Here is a 16,856-nt window from a genome sequence, read left to right as displayed (position 1 = left end):
GAAGCTCATGCTTGGCCAAATAACAGGCGTTCGAAGCGTACGGCGTCGACGGCGTCGGGTTCCACCGTCAACCGGTAGCCGTCCGGCTGCCCCTCAATCAACCCTTCCGGCAGCGCTTTCCGCAGCCGGGAAACCAGGCGTTGCAGGGCGTTCGCCGCGTCAGCGGGTGAGTGTTCACCCCAGATCCAGTCGACGAGGGTCGCTTTCGGGACCACGCGACCAGGTTCGAGCGCGAGGGCGACCAGCAGCCCGCGCAACCGCGCCCGGCACGTCGACCAGGACGCCGCCGTCCGTGCGAACCTCGAACGATCCGAGCATCCCGATCTGCACCCAGCAAATCTTGCCACGGGCGATCGATCGGCTTTCAACTGCTGGCGCGGCCGACCCGTCACTCTCGGCAAACCCGACGCCGGACACCTCATCGCCCGCGCCGCGAGAGCGTCACTCCAAGCCGTACCGCCGGGCGAGCAGCTCGACAGCATCCTTGGCGTCCTTCAGCCCGACCTGGGTCGCGTCCCGGTACACCTTGATCGCCTGAAGCTTGCGCCCGGCCATCAGCTCTTCGAGGACCCTGGCGGGGGCACCGGGCTCGGGCTCGCGGATACCGAGGTGGTCCATGATGAGATTGAGCTTCCGCTCCACCGCCGCCAGTTGGCGCGCCTGACGGTCGGCAGCCGCGCGCCGGCCGCTGCCGCTGACCATCAACTGCACCAGTACCGCCAGCAGCACCAGTAGTGAGATCCATTCCATATCCACATTGAACCCCGACGCTCAGGAGAGCCGCCGTGCCGCCCCGCAGAACCCGCGTCCTCTACGTCACCGATCTGGCCTACGAGGCGCGTGGGCGTCGCTACTGCGACGAGGACATCTTCCTGTCTGCCCGGCTGCGAAAGCACTTCGACATCGCCCTGTGCCACCCGGTCGACGCGGTGGAGTTGATGGACTCCTTTGATGTGGTCGTGGTTCGCAACAGCGGCCCCGCCGTGTACTACCAGGAGCAGCACGACGAGTTCCGCGCCCGCGCGAGGCAGGCGGGTGTGCGAGTCTTCGCCGAGTTGACCGGCAAGGCCGACATGGCCGGCAAGCAGTACCTGCTGGATCTGTACGCGGCCGGCTACCCCGTCATCCCCACCGTCGACCGGTTCCAGGACATCGACCGCCTGCCACCGGCCACCCAGTACGTGGCCAAGCCGAAGTTCGGCGCTGATTCCGTTGGCCTGCAGTTCGTTCAGCGTGAGCAACTCCAAGACCTGAAATACGACAACCTGCTGGTCCAGCCGCGCGTCGATTTCGCGTACGAAGTCTCGTTCTACTTCGTCGACCACACCTTCGAGTACGCGCTGTACGCGCCGCATACCGACCAACGATGGCTGCTCGAACCGTACGAACCGACCGAAGTCGATGTGGCGTTCGCTCAACGGTTCGTCGACTGGAACGACATCACCCACGGCATTCAACGCGTCGACGCGTGCCGCACGCGAGCTGGCGAACTCCTCCTCGTTGAACTTGAGGACCTCAACCCCTACCTCTCCCTGGACCGCGTTGCTGCTCCGACCAGAGATGCCTTCGTCAGGGACATGACGGCATCCATCGCGGCCCTGGCCGAGAAGAGCCCACCAACTCACTGACCCGGCCGCCCCACCACACCGCAACTGGACTGCACGATTGACGGCCCGGTCAAGTCGGTGTGGACCGGAGTGCGTCGGCGACCGGTCAGTCGGGTGGCACCGGGCGTTGTTTCTGCAGGATGATCTCGGACTCAACCGGCACGAAGCCGAGTTCGTGGTTGATGGCGCGCATCCAGACGTTCTGGTCGTCGCTGCTGGTCCGCACCTGCCGGCAGGTTGTCCTGTCCCGGGCGACGAGAAGAGACGCGACCTTGACAGCACGGCCGAGACGTTGGCCACGGTGCTCGGCGAGGACCATGGTGCCTTCGATCTGTGCCGGACGGGCGGGGTCGGCGGACACAACCAGGCAGGTCCAGGCGACGACGTCACCGTCCGGGCCGAGTGCGATCGCTTCGACGGCCGTACGTCCCTGCGCCTGCCAGAGTGAGATCTCCTCCTGGTACTCCCGGGCGGTGACCGGAGTGGGCTCCCACCCGAGCTCGCCGTTGGGTGCCTCCGCGTCGACCAGCCCCTTGAGCACACCGACCTGGGCACGCAGCCGGTCGGGGACACCATTGAGGTACGTCGAAACTGCGTATCCGTCCGCCGGCGGGTACGCGGGAAGGTCGGCACCGGCCAGATCGAGCTCGACCACGGTCTCGCTGGTGGCAGCGGCGTAGCCGAGGGGCCTGGCGAACCTGCTGGCCAGGCCTTCGATCTCGGGAACGGTGGCGCGGTAGGCGCTGGCAACGAATCGGCGCGCGCTTCCGGGGCTCGCGTTCTCCGCAGCGCCCACGAGCTGGGTGCCGACACCCCGACGTTGGTGCTGCGGAAGCACGGCAACATTCACCCAGGACGTACCGGGTGTGTCGTGGGCCGTCTCGGAGCTGGCGAAACCAACCAAACTGTCGCCCTCGAAGGCACCGACCAGGCGACGCGTCCACCCGTTCTCGGCACGCCATGCCGCGATTCGCGCCGCCGCTCCGAGCGGCACCCACCCCGGCCGGGCCTGGGCGGTCGCCTCGCACTCCACCGCGTACGCATCCGCCAACGCGGACTGGTCGTCGAGATCCAGCGGCCAAATGTCCACCGCGAGAACCATGTGATGAACCCCCGTTTCGCGTGACCTCAGTTCCTGAGGCGGCGGCGCAGTTCGTGCCGCAGCTCGTCGGGCAGGCCCTCGGTCTCCACCAGCGCGGGCAGCAACTCAGGCTCGGTCAGGTAGGCGCGGAAGGCATCCGCGATCGTCACGCCGTGCGCCGGACGGTGCACCACCGTCACCGGGTCTCCAGCTTGGACGTCTCCCGGCTCGACGACGCGCAAGTAGGCGCCCGGCCGGTTCTCCCGGGTGAACGTTTTCACCCACTGCGGCTCCGCCATCTTGGCCTGGAACGTGACGCACGGAATGCGCCCGAACGTCGGCTGTAGCACCAGTTTGTCGCCGACAAGCCACGTCTCGCCGATCACCGCACCGTTCACGTCGACGCCCACCGTGGTCAGGTTCTCGCCGAACACACCGCCCGGCAGCACCCGGTCAAGTTGGGCCTCCCACCAGTCGTAGTCCTCCCGGGCGTATGCGTACACGGCCTGGTCATCACCGCCGTGGTGCTCGATGTCGAAAATCTGGTCGCCCACCAGACCACTGTGCAGCCCGGTGGTCTTCGGCCCGGGGGCGCGGACTGTCACCGGCCCGTCGACCGGTTGTTTGTTGATGCCGGTGATGCCGACTCGCTTCGCGGTGCTGGGCTCCGGCACGGCCAGGTTGACAGAGAGGATGCGGCCCATGGGCTGCAACCTATCGGCTTCAGGAGTCGCCGCGCCGCCTAATTCTCACCGTCTGCGGCCACCAGGCAAGGTAGCCGTCACGCCGGCTCCCTGAGCTCGATCGCACTCATTCGCAGCGATCTTCGGACCCTCGGCCGTATAGCTCGCAGCAGTCGGAGCGATGGCGGTACACACGAAGATCGCGACCGTGACGGTGGCCGTACTCGCGGGTGATCTCGTACAGGCAGGCTCGCCACACGACGGTCTCCCCACCGCCGGGCACCACCTGCCCGTCGCCCGGCCCGCCGCGCAGCAGCACGTCCACCCTCCGACCGTACGCGCACAACGAGCCCTGGGACGCGGCGTGGGAGACTCTGCCGCCCCGACCGATCCGGCGGGCACTCCGCCGGGCCGGTATGGTGCCCGTTTGACGGCGGACGGGTGCACTGGGCGGTTCGGGCTGATGAGTGAATATCAGTACTACGAGTTCCTGGCGGTCGATCGGCCACTGACCGCCGGTCAGATCGACGACCTGCGAAAGCTGTCCAGCCGGGCCCGGATCACCTCGACGAGCATGGTCAACACCTACCACTGGGGCGACTTCAAGGGCGACCCGGAGCGGCTGGTGGCAGCATACTTCGACGCTTTTCTCTACCTGGCCAACTGGGGCACCCGGCAGCTCATGATCCGGCTCCCCCACGGTTCGCTGGATCTGGACACCGCGCAGCGCTACTGCGACACCGAGTCGGCAGCCGCGTGGGCCGTCGGTGACCAGGTCGTCATCGACCTCACCGATGAGGACGAGGAGAGCGAGTGGACGGACGAGGACGGGGAGGGCCGGCTCGCTGCGATCATTCCGGCCCGTGCCGACCTGGCCGGCGGTGACCTGCGGCTGCTCTACCTGGCCTGGCTGTTCGCCGTGGGCCGGCATGAGATCGACGACGACGAACCGGAGCCGCCCGTCCCGCCGGGCCTGGGCACGCTGACCGCACCGCTGCAGAGCCTGGTGGAATTCCTACGCATCGACGTCGACCTGCTCGCCGTCGCCGCCGAGGCGAGCGCGCCGCTGTCCCGCTCGGCGCCGTCAACGGCGAAGCTGCGAGGCTGGCTGCGGGGCCTGCCGGCCGACGAGAAGGACGAACTGCTGCTGTCGGTCCTGCGGGACGGGGACGTACCCGTGCGGGCCGAGCTGCGGCGGCGGTTCCGGGCCGCGCAGCCCGACCACGACGCGGCGGAGGCCGCGCCCGGCGGTCGGACTGCGGGGCAGCTCAGGAAGGCCGCCGGGGCGCGGTGGGTCGAACGCCAGCAGCGCTGACGCTTCGGTCACAGCCGCAAGGACCTCGGCGCTCGCCGCCGAACCGAGTGCGTGGTCGCTTTTCGTCACCAGCACCGAGCAGGAGAGGTTCGGCGCCTGCCGACCTGATGACGCGAACGATTCAGGCGTCCGGGCGCTGGTGCTTTCCGTCGGCCGGGCAACGCCAGCCGGGGCCGCCGAGTCTGGGTGCACTAGTTGCTGCTGGAGAGCGACAAGAAACGCACCCGAACAACTCGAGCAAGACGATGCTGGGGCCGGTCCGAGGACCGGCCCCAGCAGGGTCAAGCTGCTGCGTCAGCTGCCGCAGTTGTCGTACCTGTCCCGGACGCCGAAATAGAGGTCCGAGCCGGACTTCACGTAACCCTCGTACCTGACGCAGCGGCCGGCCGCCTTGTACTTCACCGCGGCGTAGTACTTGTTGTCGCCGTAGTCATTAAAGAAGCCCTCTACGGCGTAGACATACAGGTTCGCGCCCACCCGGGTGTTCGAGCCGACGGAGATCCGCTTGATCGTGGCGACGCAGTTTTCGCCGGTCGCGCTGTTGTACGTCAGGTAGACGTCGCCGATCGTCTCGGAGCCCTTCTTGATCGCCCGGTGCCCGTCGCTCACGTTGGTCCAGGAGCCCTTGAAGTCGTTGGCGCAGGCGCTGGTCCCGGTGTAGGGATTGGTTGCTGCCTGGGCCGGAGCGGCGGAGATCCCGACTACCACCGCAGCCGATGTGACCAGGACTGCCAACCTTCGAGCAAAGCTTCGTATTCGCCCTCCTTGTTCTAGGAATGTGGCTTCATGCTAGACCTCTACTTTGGATGCTGATCATGGGGCCAGTAGCGGGAGAGGGACGGCGACCCGGCCACTCAGCCGCCCAGGCGAGCCAGTCAAACCGATCCGAGCGTGGGAGCACCCCGGATCGGGCAGCCGATCGCGGGTTCGGGGCTGTTGGGGCGATCCCACCGGTCGGTAGGGTCGTCCGCGTGGATCTGGACGACATCGCCGCCCGGCTCGGGGTGCCCGTCGAGGACATCGACCGCGTGCACCGGCTCGCCGGCGACCGACCATCGGCTCCGCTGCCCGCCAAGGCCGACGCGCCCGCGATCCTCGACCGACTCGCGGTACGGCCGGACGACGCCGCCGAGATCATGGCGGGCTGGCCCGACCCGGATTCTCCGCTGTGGACCCCCGAACTGCGCTGGCTGCTCGATCGCTCGATCGCCCTGGTCCGCGCCGACCTCGGGGGCCACGACTGGCTGCCGCCCGGTCCGGCGCTGCCACGTGAACGCGGCCCCGCCTGGCGGCACCTCTACGTGTACGCGTACCTGGCCCTGGTCGACGTCGTCACGGGCTACCACCGCGACCACGGCATCGCCGAGGCCGTGACGTGGGCGACCCTCGCGGACCTGGGCCGCAACCTCGCGATCGACCGGCGGATGCACCGCGAGGGCTGGCCGGTCATGCAGAGCTGGCTCACGCTGCACGCGCGCGGCGGCCTCTACGAGTTGGGCCGGCTGCAGCACCAGCGCGGCGACACCACCATCGACCTGCACGTACCCGAGGCGGGGCCGCTGACCCCGGACGCGGTCGCGGCGTCGCTCGACCAGGCCCGCGCGTTCTTCCCGCGCCACTTCCCCGACGAGCGCTACACGGCGTTCGCCTGCGGCTCGTGGCTGCTCGACCCGCAGCTCCTGGAGTATCTGCCCGAAGACTCCAACATCGTACGGTTCCAGCGGAGGTTCGAGCTGGAACCCTACGAGGAGCCGGAAGGGCTGGACGCCGACGTCGAGGTGCTGCGGTTCGCGTTCCGCACCCTGACCACGCCGCTCGACCAACTGCCGCGCCGTACCGTGCTCCAGCGCGCGGTCGTCGACCACCTGACGGCTGGCCGCCACTGGCAGTGGCGCCGCGGCCGCTTCCCGATCTAGTGCCGCGGCATAACGACGACCAGTGGTCTTCCCGGAACGGGTATCGCGGGCATATCGAGAAACGCATACGCCTCCGCAACAGGCGTCCGTTTTTAGTGGAGGCATGAACTCCAACGCATCTCCGCCAGCGCCAGGTTTGTCGACTGGGAAAGGAGCGTGATCATGAACTCGGATTCCGTACGTGGTATCGACCGGCGGCGGCTGTTCAGATGGGGCGGTATGGCGGCCACCGGCGTGGTGGCGGCCGGCGTGCCATTGGTGAACGCCGGGATCGGTCACGCCGACGCGGCCCCGACCGGCTCGTCCGGGCACAACCGGATCCCGCGCGACACGCTGCCCGGCGGAGCCTACGACCGGTACGTGGCGAAGCTGGCCGCCGCGGGCAAGTTCTCCGGCGTGGTGATGTTGTCATACCAGGGCCGGACGGTGCTGTCCCGCAGCTACGGCATGGCCGACAAGGAAAGAGGAATCCGCAACCACGAGGGCATCGCGTTCACCCTCAGCTCGGCGGGCAAACCGTTCAAGGCGGTAGCCCTCCTGCAACTGGCGCAGCAGGGCAAGCCGCACCTGTCGGACCCGGTGGGCAAACACCTGACGGGCTTCGCCAGTGACATCGCCGATCGGGTGACCATCCACCACATGCTCTCCGGCTTCTCCGGCATGAACACCCCCGAAGAGGACATCCAGCGCGTCTTCCGGAGCCGGGTGGAGGTCCACGAGTACTGGGAGCGGTGGGCCCGGCAGTCGAAGCTGGTGGGCATCCCCGGCCTCCCCAACGCATTTCACGCCGGCGCCGAAACCGTCATCCCCGCCCTGATCGTGGAGGCCGTGACCGGCAAGACGTACTGGGATTACGTCGAGGAGAACATTTTCAAGCGCTGCGGCATGACCGGCTCGGCGTTCTACACCAGGCCCCAGTGGCTCACCGACAAGCACCTCGCGCACCCATACATGACACTGGCCGACGGCAGCGTGGTGGATGCCGTTCGGAACCTCGACAAGGGCAGCCCCTACCCGCACATCCTGGGTAGGAACCCGGGTCGCGCCTTCATCGATGAACCCGGAGACGGTGGCTTCGCCACCGCACCGGACCTGATCCGGTTCGCCCGCGCGCTGGGCGACGGCACGCTACTGGACCAGCCCTGGGCCGACGTATTCACCGCAGCCAAGATCCCCCTGGGCCCGGCCTCCTTCGGCACGTACGGGCCTTCGGCCGAGGTCGTCGGCGGCCAGTGGGCGATCCAGCGTGCCGGTGGCAACCCGGGTGTCGGCGCCAACTGGAGCATCTACCCGGACACCGGCTGGGTCGGCGTCATCCTCGGCAACTGCGACGGCGTGCCGCTGGTGGAGATGATCGGGCGGGAGATGCAGGCCATCACCGGGGCTTCGCCCGACGGCGGGGGTGGTGGCTGACGCCCTGGCTGCCGGGCTACGACGCCGGGTACCCGGGTATCGCGGACGTATCCAAAACCGCATACGCCACCGCAACATCCCTCCGTTTCTAATAGGGGGCATGAGTCAGAATGCGTCCCCGTCAGCACCGCCCCGCCGTACGCGCAGGATCGTGCTCGTCAGTCTGGTGATCCTCGGCCTGGCGAGCGCGGCCTTCGCCGTGCGGCGGCCGCTCTTGATGGCCGCTCCGAGGTGCATGGCCGGGCGGTGGCACGGCTGCTACGACACGTTCAACGGTGTGGTGCTCATGATGCTGGTCGGGCTGCCGTTGGCCGCTGTGGTGGTGTGGGCTCTGACGCTCTGTCGGCGTGCCGACGGCGGCACGTCGGCGTGGCGAATGTCGCTGGCCGAGGTGGGCATGGTCTACGGGACGGTGCCAATGGTGTGGCTGACCATGATGCCGGGGCCGGGGGCCGGCGTCGTCCCCGGCCGGGTGAGCCTGGTCCCGCTGCAGGACCTGGTCACGATGGGGCCGGTCGGGATCGGCGGCAACCTGCTGATCTTCGCGGCGTTGGGGTTCTTCGCTCCGATGCGTTTCGCGGCCTTGGCGTCCGTGCCGCGGATCCTGGCGCTCGGGGCGGGCTGCTCGGCCCTGGTCGAAACCGCACAGTACGTCCTGCGGCTGGACCGGGTGTCCTCCGTCGATGACGTACTGGTCAACGCCGCCGGGGCCGTGCTGGCCGGGCTGGCGTCGCGCCGCTGGTGGCGCACTACGGCGGAGGTGTCTTCGGACCAGCCTCGCCCGGCGCTGGCAGCGGCAGACTGAGTCGCATGTCCGGTATACCAATATCAGCGATAATTTGTGCCGACATAGGGTTCAGGCATGCGCGTATTGATCGTGGAGGACGAGCCCTACCTGGCCGAAGCCGTCCGTGACGGTCTGCGGCTGGAGGCGATCGCCGCCGACATCGCCGGCGACGGCGATGCCGCCTTGGAACTGCTCAGCGTCAACTCCTACGACCTCGCGGTCCTCGACCGTGACATTCCCGGCCCCTCCGGCGACGAGGTCGCCCGGCGCATCGTCGCCACCGGCAGCGGCATCCCGATCCTCATGCTCACCGCCGCCGACCGGATCGACGACAAGGCTTCCGGGTTCGAGCTCGGCGCCGACGACTACCTCACCAAACCGTTCGAGCTGCGGGAGCTCGTCCTGCGGCTGAGGGCGCTCGACCGCAGACGCGGGTACGCCCGGCCCCCGGTCCGCGAGATCGCGGGCCTGCGGCTCGACCCCTTCCGCCGGGAGGTCTTCCGCGACGGACGCCACGTCGCGCTCACCCGCAAGCAGTTCGCCGTGCTGGAAGTCCTCGTCGCCGCCGAAGGCGGGGTCGTCAGCGCCGAAGAGCTGCTGGAACGGGCCTGGGACGAGCACGCCAACCCCCTCACCAACGCCGTACGCATCACCGTCTCCGCACTGCGCAAACGGCTCGGCGAGCCATGGATCATCGCCACCGTGCCCGGCGTCGGCTACCGCATCGACACCGGGCGTGAGGGAGGAGACCGTGGATAGAACGCCCGGTTTGAGCGTCCGCCTCAAACTGACCCTCAGCTATGCCGGATTCGTCATGCTGGCAGGTGGCTTGCTCCTCGTCACCGTGTGGGTGTTCCTGCTGCGTTACGTACCCGAGGTAATCAACAACCCCCAGCTGCCCGAACCCAACCGCTTCCGCCTCCACGCCCCCGTGATGTTCGTACCGAACCGCTCCGACCTGCTCCACGCCTTCGCCCCGAGAGCAGCCGTAGTGCTGGCCTTTCTGCTGATATTCGGCCTGTTGGGCGGATGGATCCTCGCCGGCCGGATGCTCGCGCCACTGACTCGCATCACCAACGCGACACGCGTGGCCTTGGACGGATCACTGTCCCACCGGATTCGGATGGAGGGCCGCAAAGACGAGTTCCGTGAACTATCCGACGCGTTCGACTCAATGCTCGCGCAGCTCGAAGCAAACGTCGCCGAGCAGCAGAGGTTCGCCGCCAACGCGTCCCACGAACTGCGCACCCCATTGGCGATCTCGCGGACGCTCCTCGACGTCGCCCGCCAGGACCCCACGCGGGACCGGGGCGAACTCATCGAACGCCTGCACGCCGTCAATGAACGGGCGATCGACCTCACCGAGGCCCTCCTACTGCTCAGCCGCGGCGACCGCTTCACCCGCGAGCACGTTGATCTCTCTCTCATCGCCGAAGAAGCCGCCGAAACGCTGCTTCCCCTCGCCGAACAGCGCCGGATCACGCTGGACGTCACCGGCGGAGCGACCCGGACCAGCGGCTCCGCCGAACTCCTGTCGCGGATGGTGACGAACCTCGTCCAGAACGCCATCGTCCACAACCTCCCCGCCGACGGCACCGTAACGGTCCACACGGCAGCGCACGGCGACACCAGCGTGCTGCAGGTCAAGAACACAGGCCAACGGCTCCCACCAGACCTGGTACCGACCCTCACCGAACCCTTCCAGCGCGGAACAGAACGCGTACGCACCGACGAACACGCCGGCGTCGGCCTCGGCCTGGCCATCGTGCACAGCATCGTCCGCGCCCACGACGGGACCCTCGACCTCGTCCCCGGCCCCGCCGGCGGTCTCCTGGTCACGGTCCGGCTTCCCGGCACGCCCGAGGATCCTTCCGAGCGGGAGTGCGTTCGGGGAGGTGCCGTTCTTGGCAATCCGGTCGAGCAGGGCAGATGAAGCGCGTGCCAGCTACAGCCTGATGCCGTCCAGTCCTCGAACGTGCACCGCAAGGATCATCTGCTCCTGCCCGTCGTTCACTGCTCCCCCTCCCCCGGCCAATGGCCACGATTGATCGGAATCCGATGCCGGGCGCGACACGGCAGTTCGGCTCCACACCGGCAGACCCGCCGCCACTTCCGCCATGACCAGACCGGCCGGTGCCGGCGCGCGATAGTCAGCGCGACACAGATAGGTGCGGCAAAACCTGACAGCGCCACGTACCGGTGGCCCGGTCGGGTCCCGCCTGCGCACTCGGTCCTAGGGTGGTCGCCATGGCCGACATCGAGCTCACTACGCCGCCGACGCTCCCGCAGCCCAACGGCTACAGCCATGTAGCCACCATTGGCCCGGGCCGTCGGCTGGTCTGGACGTCGGGTCAGGTGCCCATCGCCGCAGACGGCACCCCAGCGCCCGCTGACGACTGGGAGGCCCAAACCCGCCAGGCCATGCACAATGTCGGTGCCGCCCTAGCCGCCGCAGGCGCAACCTGGGACGACGTCTTCAAGCTCACCATCTACGTCGTAGACACCTCTGCGCTGGCGATCGTACGAGCAGTACGGGACGAGTTCATCAACATCGAACGGCCACCGACGAGCTCACTTGTCCAAGTAGCAGGTCTGTTCCGACCGGATCTGCTGATCGAGATCGAGGCAGTCGCAGCAATCGCCGACCGCTGAATCCTACGACCGGGACCATGCCGGCGGCAGAATCCGGCGTACAGGTCGACTCGTCCGTCGCCCACCAGGTCAGCCGCTCTCACATGGCGGCTGACCTGCTGTTTCTCCGGGTGCTGCTGGTCGTCCTCGGTCGTCGTTGGTCGGCGCTTGACGGCCCAGCGACGGCCCAGACGGCCCGAAGACGAACACACCTCCACCACGTTGCTGAGCTACCCCGTCTGCGGCGGCCCAGGGCTTCCCGCTCTCCGCGCCAGCCGCCGGGCGTGTTGCGTGGCCGGCGTGGAGCGACAGCGGAGCGTCGGACGCGCGTCCAGGCGGCGGCGCGTGCGGTCCGTTCAGGGCCGCCTTGAAGACGTACAGAAAGTCCTCTCACATCGGCCGGCTGCCGGTGTACTCCGATTGACCCATGACGGTTTGACTTCACATGATGGGCGACATGATCAGTTGGCGTCGGCGTAGGCCGGCCTCCAGTGCCTCGGCGGCGCAGCGCGACGTATGTCGACGCTTCGCGGTCGAGTCAACGCCGCCCGGTCAGGGGACGATGGTCGGCTTCGCGCTGTCGCGTCCACGCGAGCTGGAACCGCTCAACGCCCTGCGGCACCCGATCCAAGGCAACGGCAACGGCTGGTTCGTATGGCGAGGCCCTGAGATCCCTCAGGAAGATGATCAGTTCTTCACTGCCTTGCATGTTGAGCACCTGGACGAATACGCCCCGGAGCTTGAGCCGTACCTTGCACTCCCACCAGGCTGGGGCGTGGTGCTCGCACCCGACTACGAGGACGTCTGGTACGACGAGACTCTCCTCGACGTCTGACCTCCGCACTACACCAGTCCCGCCGGTAGGTCAGCCCTAGCCGATCATGTAATGCATCATCCGACACAAATCCGTCACGCATCAACTGGAGCCCGACACGGCCGGCAGCCGGCCGTCCGGTTTGCCAGCGTCCGCTGCTGTTCGGCGGCTTGGCTGCTCCGATGGCTGCTCGGCCCAAGTGCCGCCCAGCCAGGGGCCGGCGTAGGTGATGCGGTGAAGGTTCAGTCAAGCGCCCTGTACTCAGCCGGCGGTTCAACAAGTTCCGGGCGCTGGATCCAGTACCCCTCCCCGTAGATCTTCAGCATTGCCCAGTGCCATGCTTCGTCATGGAAGACGAGTCCTCGGTACGGTGCATCGCTGGCCTCGAAGGGGTACCGCTGCACGGCCGCTGCCTCAGCTTGGGTTGCGTTGAGACCCCCGTAGCGCTGCATCACCCACGCAAAGCGTCGGCGCTCGTCTTGCAGGTACTGGACATACTCGTCCTCGCTCCAGTCCGGCCAGTCCGCCATGTCTTTAGCCTAGAATCCCCGAACTCGGAGTCTTTGAGCCATAGCCCCACCTTGAGCTGCTCAACGGGGTGGGACTCCACCTGGTCCTCATCGTCCATCACGCGCGGGGGTGGCTCACACCCACTCGACAGCTGAGCGCGACCGCCGGGTACTGAAGCCCTTTGCTGCCTTCTCGCTGCCTCCGGGCAACGACTGATCTTCAGGTACGAGTCAAGGCCCCTCAATCGAGGGGCCTTGAGCTTGCCTTACTCATGGTGGGCGATACTGGGATCGAACCAGTGACCTCTTCGGTGTGAACTCTCGGCAGGCCGGTCGGATCAGGTGTCGTCCGAGGTCATCCGGCTTGCTGGGGGTTCGTCGCGGTCGGGTGTGGTCGGCTCGGTTGCTGTACTCCGCTGCTGTACTTCCTCGGCCCCGTTGATGACATTGCGGGCGGCGGCCGCTACGGGGCAGTCCGGTGTGCGGCAGACCCGGCAGCGGCCGTCCGGTCCGGTCCGATGGTCGCGGAGAATCGCTCGGGCGGTGAGGATGAGCCGGTTGCGGATCTGTGTCAGGGACAGGAAGGGCCCGGTCATGCTCAGGTCACCCCGAGGGCGGCGGCGAGTTGGATGATCGTGGCCGGGGCGTGGGGGTCGCGGGCCACCTGGGCGAGCACTTCCCGGGCGGCGGGTCGCTGGCGTACCTCGGCCGGTGCTGTGCGGTCGGCGTCGATCAGCACCCGGCCCGCGCTGGTCGGGTCGTCCGCTTGGAGATAGGCACGGGCGGCGTCGAGCAGGTGGGCGGCGCGGTGTTCGACCGGTAGCCACCGCCAGGCGTTCTGCTTGGTGGCCTTCTCGTGCCAGGCGACCGCGTCGGGTGCGTTGCCCAGTTCGAGAGCTGCGGCGACCCGGGCCAGGTCCACGGTTGTCGGCCCGAACGCAGTCCGGTGGTGATCGTGGCCGTCCCCTACCCGGGCCGCCATGCCGGCGGCCTCGCCGATCAGGTCGGCGGTGGTCCGGTCGTCGCCGCAACGGGCCGCCGCCAGGGCGGCCTGCACGAGCAGCGTCCCGCACAGCGACAGCTCGGCGGTGGTGCCGTCGTCCGGGTCGGGTGGGGCGATCCGGTACGCGGCAGTCAGTGTCGTCGACAGGGCCGCCCGCGCTTTCCCTGAGGCGCGGAGCACCTGGCCGAGTTGCACGGTGACGGCGGCCACCAACATGGGGTCGCCGGTCGCGGTGGCCATGGCCCGGTCGGCGGCCAGCCAGCCCAGGTCGGCCTCGCCGAGCTTCACCAGCAGCGACGCGGTCACCCGGTACGCCTCCACCAGCAGTGGGCGGCCCCGCCCGGGGTCGTCAGCGTGGACGCGCTGCGCGCCGGTCAGCAGGTCCGGCACCAGGGCGATCACCTGCGGGTACCGGGCGTGCTGGAACATGATCCACGCGTGTTCGACGTTGCGGACCAACCGGTCGGCCGGCAGCAGGACGCGGCGGATCGGCGGCCGACCCAGGGCGATCTCGTACGTCGACAGGGCCGCACTGATCCCCTCGATTCCATCGGCCCGCTCGGTCACCGCGGCGGGTTGGGCGTCTCGGCCGAGCAGCACGGAGGTGTCGATGCGCAGGACGGCGGCGATGTCCTGGAGCGTAGACACCTTGTCGAGGGAGCGGACTCCCCGCTCGACCTTGTCGACCCAGCTCTTGGACTTGCCGAGCCGGTCGGCGAACACCTGCTGCGACAGTTTCCGTCGCCCCCGCCAGTACGCCACTCGCCGACCGACCGGCAGGAGCTCACTGCTGTCCACGACGCCACCGCCGGTCGGGCACTGCCCGGGTCGTCTCCTCGGCGGGTATCCGATCCGCCTCGGCCTGCGCGAGGATCCGCCGCCTAGCGGCTTCCCGTTCCGCTGCCTGAACCTGCTCGCCTCTGCCCTTGACCGGGTCAGCGTCGCTCATCCCCACCTCCATTGGTAGAGGCGCGGCGGCGTGCTCTTGGAAGGACCGACACCGCCGCGCCCGGCTGGTGACGCGACCAGACCTCACATCCACCCCAGCCGCGCTGGCCGCGCCTGGGCTCTACTCTTGTGATCGGACGACTACGCTCGGAAGCACCTCGATGCTTTCAAGACCTTTCATCGGGGGTTCGATGGATGACCTCGGCGCACAACTGAGGCACGCTCGCATCGAGGCGGGCGTGACGCTGGCCTCCATCGCGGCCCGCACCTGCTATTCGGCCTCGCACTTGAGCAACGTCGAGGCAGGACGCCGGACCGCGACGCCGGACATCGTGCTCGCCTATGCGCGAGCGTTGGGAGACGCGGACGTGAGACGCAGAGACCTCCTCGCCGCCGCCACCATCGGCCCGATCGCCGCCAACGAACTGATCCGATCCGGCTTCACCGCTGCCCTGGCCGGGCGGCGAGACAGTGAGGACCGCTGGCGAGACCGGGTCGACCAGTACGGCCGCGACTACATGGAGATCGGGGCCGAGTCCCTACAGACCCGACTCGCTGGGGATCTCGTCGTCATGCAGCAGCAACTCGACTCTCCGACGATGTGGGCGACCGCCGCCCGCGCCCTCACCACGTACGGCAAGACCACCAAGGACCCCGCCGAGGCGATCGGCTGGTACGACACCGCCCGGATCGCCGCCGACCGCTCCGGCGACCTCGCCGTCCGGGTCTGGGTACGCGGCCGGGCCGCCATAGCACTGGCCTACGAGGGCGCCGCCCTGCCCGTCGCCACCCGCTACGCCGACGAGGCCATCGCCCTATCCGACCGGCCCTCACTGGGCCGCCTTCAGGCGCTGATGGCCCGCGCACACATCGCCGCCGGCCGGAAAGACATCGCCGGAGCCATCGCCGCCGACGAAGATGCACGACGCGTCTTCGACCTCACCGGCTCACCCGACGGCGAGATCTCCGACGCCGCCGTGCCCGCCTGGCGGATGGCTACCTTCCGGTCGATGCTCTACGCCCGACTCGGCATGGTCGCCCCCGGCGAGCAAGCCCAGACAGACGCCGACCGGCTCCGACCGGCCTCGCTGACCAGATTCGCCACACATATCGAACTGCACCGCGCACTCATGATGACCAGGGCCGGCGACTGCGCGGGAGGACTGACGTACGCCCGACGCGCCTGGACAACGCTGCCGGCAGACCGCCGGTCGCAGACCCTTGGCTTGGTGCTGCGTGAGGTCGAACGAGCGGCGCGACAGTCTTACTGACTCGGCCGGAAAGCGACCCCTCGTTTGTAAGTTCTGGGCGCTCTGTCCGGCGGGGTCCGTCGGCGTCCCTGGCCTCGGGTCACCGTCCGGCGTCGTTCCTTACTGGGTGGCTCCGTCCACGCCGGTTGCTGTCGCCGTTGCTGTCGACATCTACGGCAGGCTTCCGATCGTGCCCTCTGTGTGCCCCAGGCAGAGCCGCGCGCCGACCAAGGGTGATCGACCTGGCAGGATCAGCCCGGTGATGAGTTCCGTCAGGCTGCTGCGCTGCGAAGCGATTGCATGGGTCGACGAAGACTGGCAGCCGGGGTGGGTCCGTGTGCGCCTGGTCGACGCCGACGGACGAACGTGGTTCTTCGTCGACAAGATCCCGATCTTCTTCGACGACGACATCCCTCCTGGTGCTTCTCTCCCCCGGCCGGCGTTCGTGAGGTGCTATGTCGTCGGACAGCAGGAGGATCAGATCCTCGTGGTTAGCACAGTGCCGGACCACGTCAAAGCTGAGGACGGAACCACCCAATTCCGGGTCCGGCCCAACCAACTAGAGCAGCGAGCGTGCCCCGATCAACTTGAACTTGCGAGGAGGGTCGTCCATGGCGTTGGCCAAGAAGGGCTCTCGGCTCATCACGGTTGACGGGATTACCTACAGGTGGCGAGTGCGCGGCAGACCAAGCTATGCCCAAGCGCTGTGTGAGCTACCACTAGCTGTCGCTGTCGAACAGGTGAGGTTCCCCCGGTAGCTCGGAGACTTTCGATCGTGGTCTGATAGGCCCTGACCAGGAGGTTTTCGTGCCTGCCCCTCGTAAGTACCCGGATGAGCTGCGCCAGCGTGCGGTGCGGCTGTATCGGGAGTCCGACCCCAAACCGGTGATCAAGCGTCT

Annotated in this window: 19 protein-coding genes and 1 pseudogene; 11 read left to right on the top strand and 9 right to left on the bottom strand. The window is 68.1% G+C overall.

Going from position 1 to position 16,856, the window contains the following annotated elements:
- Positions 1–23: 23 nt before the first annotated feature.
- Both ABZ671_RS27905 and ABZ671_RS27900 read right to left on the bottom strand, forming a co-directional pair.
- Positions 24–330, bottom strand: a pseudogene (locus tag ABZ671_RS27905) (helix-turn-helix domain-containing protein); the annotation flags it as partial.
- Positions 331–441: 111 nt separating this feature from the next.
- Positions 442–750 carry a ribosomal protein L7/L12 gene (locus ABZ671_RS27900; protein WP_357863713.1) on the bottom strand — a complete coding sequence of 103 codons (309 nt, stop codon included), beginning with the start codon at positions 748–750 and terminating at the stop codon, positions 442–444.
- 35 nt (positions 751–785) lie between these two features.
- On the opposite strand from ABZ671_RS27900, the gene ABZ671_RS27895 reads away from it, so the two are divergent.
- Entirely contained in the window at positions 786–1,628 is an 843-nt protein-coding gene (locus ABZ671_RS27895; protein WP_357863711.1) for a hypothetical protein, read from the top strand.
- A gap of 85 nt (positions 1,629–1,713) precedes the next feature.
- On the opposite strand, the gene ABZ671_RS27890 is transcribed toward ABZ671_RS27895, so the two are convergent.
- The 3 genes from ABZ671_RS27890 to ABZ671_RS27880 form a co-directional block, all read right to left on the bottom strand.
- Positions 1,714–2,709: a GNAT family N-acetyltransferase gene (locus ABZ671_RS27890; protein WP_357863709.1), complete on the bottom strand. Its 996-nt coding sequence runs from the start codon at positions 2,707–2,709 to the stop codon at positions 1,714–1,716.
- 26 nt (positions 2,710–2,735) lie between these two features.
- Complete coding sequence (locus ABZ671_RS27885) at positions 2,736–3,392, bottom strand: MOSC domain-containing protein (protein ID WP_357863707.1); 657 nt, start codon at positions 3,390–3,392, stop codon at positions 2,736–2,738.
- A gap of 106 nt (positions 3,393–3,498) precedes the next feature.
- The gene (locus tag ABZ671_RS27880; protein WP_357863705.1) at positions 3,499–3,696 is read right to left on the bottom strand and encodes a hypothetical protein; all 198 of its coding nucleotides are present in this window, start codon (positions 3,694–3,696) and stop codon (positions 3,499–3,501) included.
- A gap of 138 nt (positions 3,697–3,834) precedes the next feature.
- Here ABZ671_RS27880 and ABZ671_RS27875 point away from each other — a divergent pair, with 138 nt between their 5' ends.
- Positions 3,835–4,686, top strand: a complete 852-nt coding sequence (locus ABZ671_RS27875; RefSeq protein ID WP_357863703.1) for a hypothetical protein — start codon at positions 3,835–3,837, stop codon at positions 4,684–4,686.
- Between the two features lie 294 nt (positions 4,687–4,980).
- Here the strand turns inward: ABZ671_RS27875 and ABZ671_RS27870 are convergent, their stop codons facing one another.
- Positions 4,981–5,394, bottom strand: coding sequence for a hypothetical protein (locus tag ABZ671_RS27870; RefSeq protein ID WP_357863701.1), 414 nt, complete (start codon positions 5,392–5,394; stop codon positions 4,981–4,983).
- Between the two features lie 263 nt (positions 5,395–5,657).
- Between ABZ671_RS27870 and ABZ671_RS27865 the strand changes: the two genes are divergently transcribed.
- The 7 genes from ABZ671_RS27865 (at position 5,658) to ABZ671_RS27835 (ending at position 12,268) form a co-directional block, all read left to right on the top strand.
- Complete coding sequence (locus ABZ671_RS27865; RefSeq protein ID WP_357863699.1) at positions 5,658–6,602, top strand: acyltransferase domain-containing protein; 945 nt, start codon at positions 5,658–5,660, stop codon at positions 6,600–6,602.
- Positions 6,603–6,764: 162 nt separating this feature from the next.
- Complete coding sequence (locus ABZ671_RS27860) at positions 6,765–8,015, top strand: serine hydrolase domain-containing protein (protein WP_357863697.1); 1,251 nt, start codon at positions 6,765–6,767, stop codon at positions 8,013–8,015.
- A gap of 100 nt (positions 8,016–8,115) precedes the next feature.
- The gene (locus tag ABZ671_RS27855) at positions 8,116–8,820 is read left to right on the top strand and encodes a VanZ family protein (RefSeq protein WP_357863695.1); all 705 of its coding nucleotides are present in this window, start codon (positions 8,116–8,118) and stop codon (positions 8,818–8,820) included.
- A 57-nt stretch (positions 8,821–8,877) separates the two neighbouring features.
- Positions 8,878–9,561 carry a response regulator transcription factor gene (locus tag ABZ671_RS27850; RefSeq protein ID WP_357863693.1) on the top strand — a complete coding sequence of 228 codons (684 nt, stop codon included), beginning with the start codon at positions 8,878–8,880 and terminating at the stop codon, positions 9,559–9,561.
- Positions 9,562–9,571: 10 nt separating this feature from the next.
- Positions 9,572–10,735: a HAMP domain-containing sensor histidine kinase gene (locus tag ABZ671_RS27845; protein WP_357863691.1), complete on the top strand. Its 1,164-nt coding sequence runs from the start codon at positions 9,572–9,574 to the stop codon at positions 10,733–10,735.
- A 314-nt stretch (positions 10,736–11,049) separates the two neighbouring features.
- Positions 11,050–11,454: a RidA family protein gene (locus tag ABZ671_RS27840; protein ID WP_357863689.1), complete on the top strand. Its 405-nt coding sequence runs from the start codon at positions 11,050–11,052 to the stop codon at positions 11,452–11,454.
- A 436-nt stretch (positions 11,455–11,890) separates the two neighbouring features.
- Positions 11,891–12,268: a hypothetical protein gene (locus ABZ671_RS27835; protein ID WP_357863687.1), complete on the top strand. Its 378-nt coding sequence runs from the start codon at positions 11,891–11,893 to the stop codon at positions 12,266–12,268.
- 221 nt (positions 12,269–12,489) lie between these two features.
- On the opposite strand, the gene ABZ671_RS27830 is transcribed toward ABZ671_RS27835, so the two are convergent.
- The 3 genes from ABZ671_RS27830 to ABZ671_RS27820 form a co-directional block, all read right to left on the bottom strand.
- On the bottom strand, positions 12,490–12,777 hold the full coding sequence (locus ABZ671_RS27830; protein ID WP_357863685.1) for a hypothetical protein: 288 nt from the start codon (positions 12,775–12,777) through the stop codon (positions 12,490–12,492).
- 577 nt (positions 12,778–13,354) lie between these two features.
- Positions 13,355–14,557, bottom strand: a complete 1,203-nt coding sequence (locus ABZ671_RS27825) for a helix-turn-helix domain-containing protein (protein ID WP_357863683.1) — start codon at positions 14,555–14,557, stop codon at positions 13,355–13,357.
- Positions 14,544–14,708: a hypothetical protein gene (locus ABZ671_RS27820; protein WP_357863681.1), complete on the bottom strand. Its 165-nt coding sequence runs from the start codon at positions 14,706–14,708 to the stop codon at positions 14,544–14,546. Before ABZ671_RS27820 ends, ABZ671_RS27825 begins: the two co-directional genes overlap by 14 nt.
- Before the next feature lie 190 nt (positions 14,709–14,898).
- Here ABZ671_RS27820 and ABZ671_RS27815 point away from each other — a divergent pair, with 190 nt between their 5' ends.
- Both ABZ671_RS27815 and ABZ671_RS27810 read left to right on the top strand, forming a co-directional pair.
- A complete protein-coding gene (locus tag ABZ671_RS27815) occupies positions 14,899–15,978 on the top strand; it encodes a helix-turn-helix transcriptional regulator (protein ID WP_357863749.1) in 1,080 nt (359 codons plus the stop codon).
- Positions 15,979–16,216: 238 nt separating this feature from the next.
- On the top strand, positions 16,217–16,609 hold the full coding sequence (locus tag ABZ671_RS27810) for a hypothetical protein (RefSeq protein WP_357863680.1): 393 nt from the start codon (positions 16,217–16,219) through the stop codon (positions 16,607–16,609).
- Positions 16,610–16,856 lie beyond the last annotated feature (247 nt).

The sequence above is a fragment of the Micromonospora sp. NPDC006766 genome (assembly GCF_040636055.1).
Taxonomy (GTDB): domain Bacteria; phylum Actinomycetota; class Actinomycetes; order Mycobacteriales; family Micromonosporaceae; genus Micromonospora.
Note: the sequence above shows the minus strand (reverse complement) of the source record. Positions and strands in the feature narration are given on the sequence as shown.

Excerpts from the sequence above, each read along its gene's own strand:
- ABZ671_RS27900 (WP_357863713.1), bottom strand. The coding sequence starts at position 750 with ATGGAATGGATCTCACTACTGGTGCTGCTGGCGGTACTGGTGCAGTTG.
- ABZ671_RS27890 (WP_357863709.1), bottom strand. The coding sequence starts at position 2,709 with ATGGTTCTCGCGGTGGACATTTGGCCGCTGGATCTCGACGACCAGTCC.
- ABZ671_RS27885 (WP_357863707.1), bottom strand. The coding sequence starts at position 3,392 with ATGGGCCGCATCCTCTCTGTCAACCTGGCCGTGCCGGAGCCCAGCACC.
- ABZ671_RS27875 (WP_357863703.1), top strand. The coding sequence starts at position 3,835 with ATGAGTGAATATCAGTACTACGAGTTCCTGGCGGTCGATCGGCCACTG.
- ABZ671_RS27860 (WP_357863697.1), top strand. The coding sequence starts at position 6,765 with ATGAACTCGGATTCCGTACGTGGTATCGACCGGCGGCGGCTGTTCAGA.
- ABZ671_RS27855 (WP_357863695.1), top strand. The coding sequence starts at position 8,116 with ATGAGTCAGAATGCGTCCCCGTCAGCACCGCCCCGCCGTACGCGCAGG.
- ABZ671_RS27850 (WP_357863693.1), top strand. The coding sequence starts at position 8,878 with ATGCGCGTATTGATCGTGGAGGACGAGCCCTACCTGGCCGAAGCCGTC.
- ABZ671_RS27840 (WP_357863689.1), top strand. The coding sequence starts at position 11,050 with ATGGCCGACATCGAGCTCACTACGCCGCCGACGCTCCCGCAGCCCAAC.
- ABZ671_RS27835 (WP_357863687.1), top strand. The coding sequence starts at position 11,891 with ATGATCAGTTGGCGTCGGCGTAGGCCGGCCTCCAGTGCCTCGGCGGCG.
- ABZ671_RS27830 (WP_357863685.1), bottom strand. The coding sequence starts at position 12,777 with ATGGCGGACTGGCCGGACTGGAGCGAGGACGAGTATGTCCAGTACCTG.
- ABZ671_RS27820 (WP_357863681.1), bottom strand. The coding sequence starts at position 14,708 with ATGAGCGACGCTGACCCGGTCAAGGGCAGAGGCGAGCAGGTTCAGGCA.
- ABZ671_RS27815 (WP_357863749.1), top strand. The coding sequence starts at position 14,899 with ATGGATGACCTCGGCGCACAACTGAGGCACGCTCGCATCGAGGCGGGC.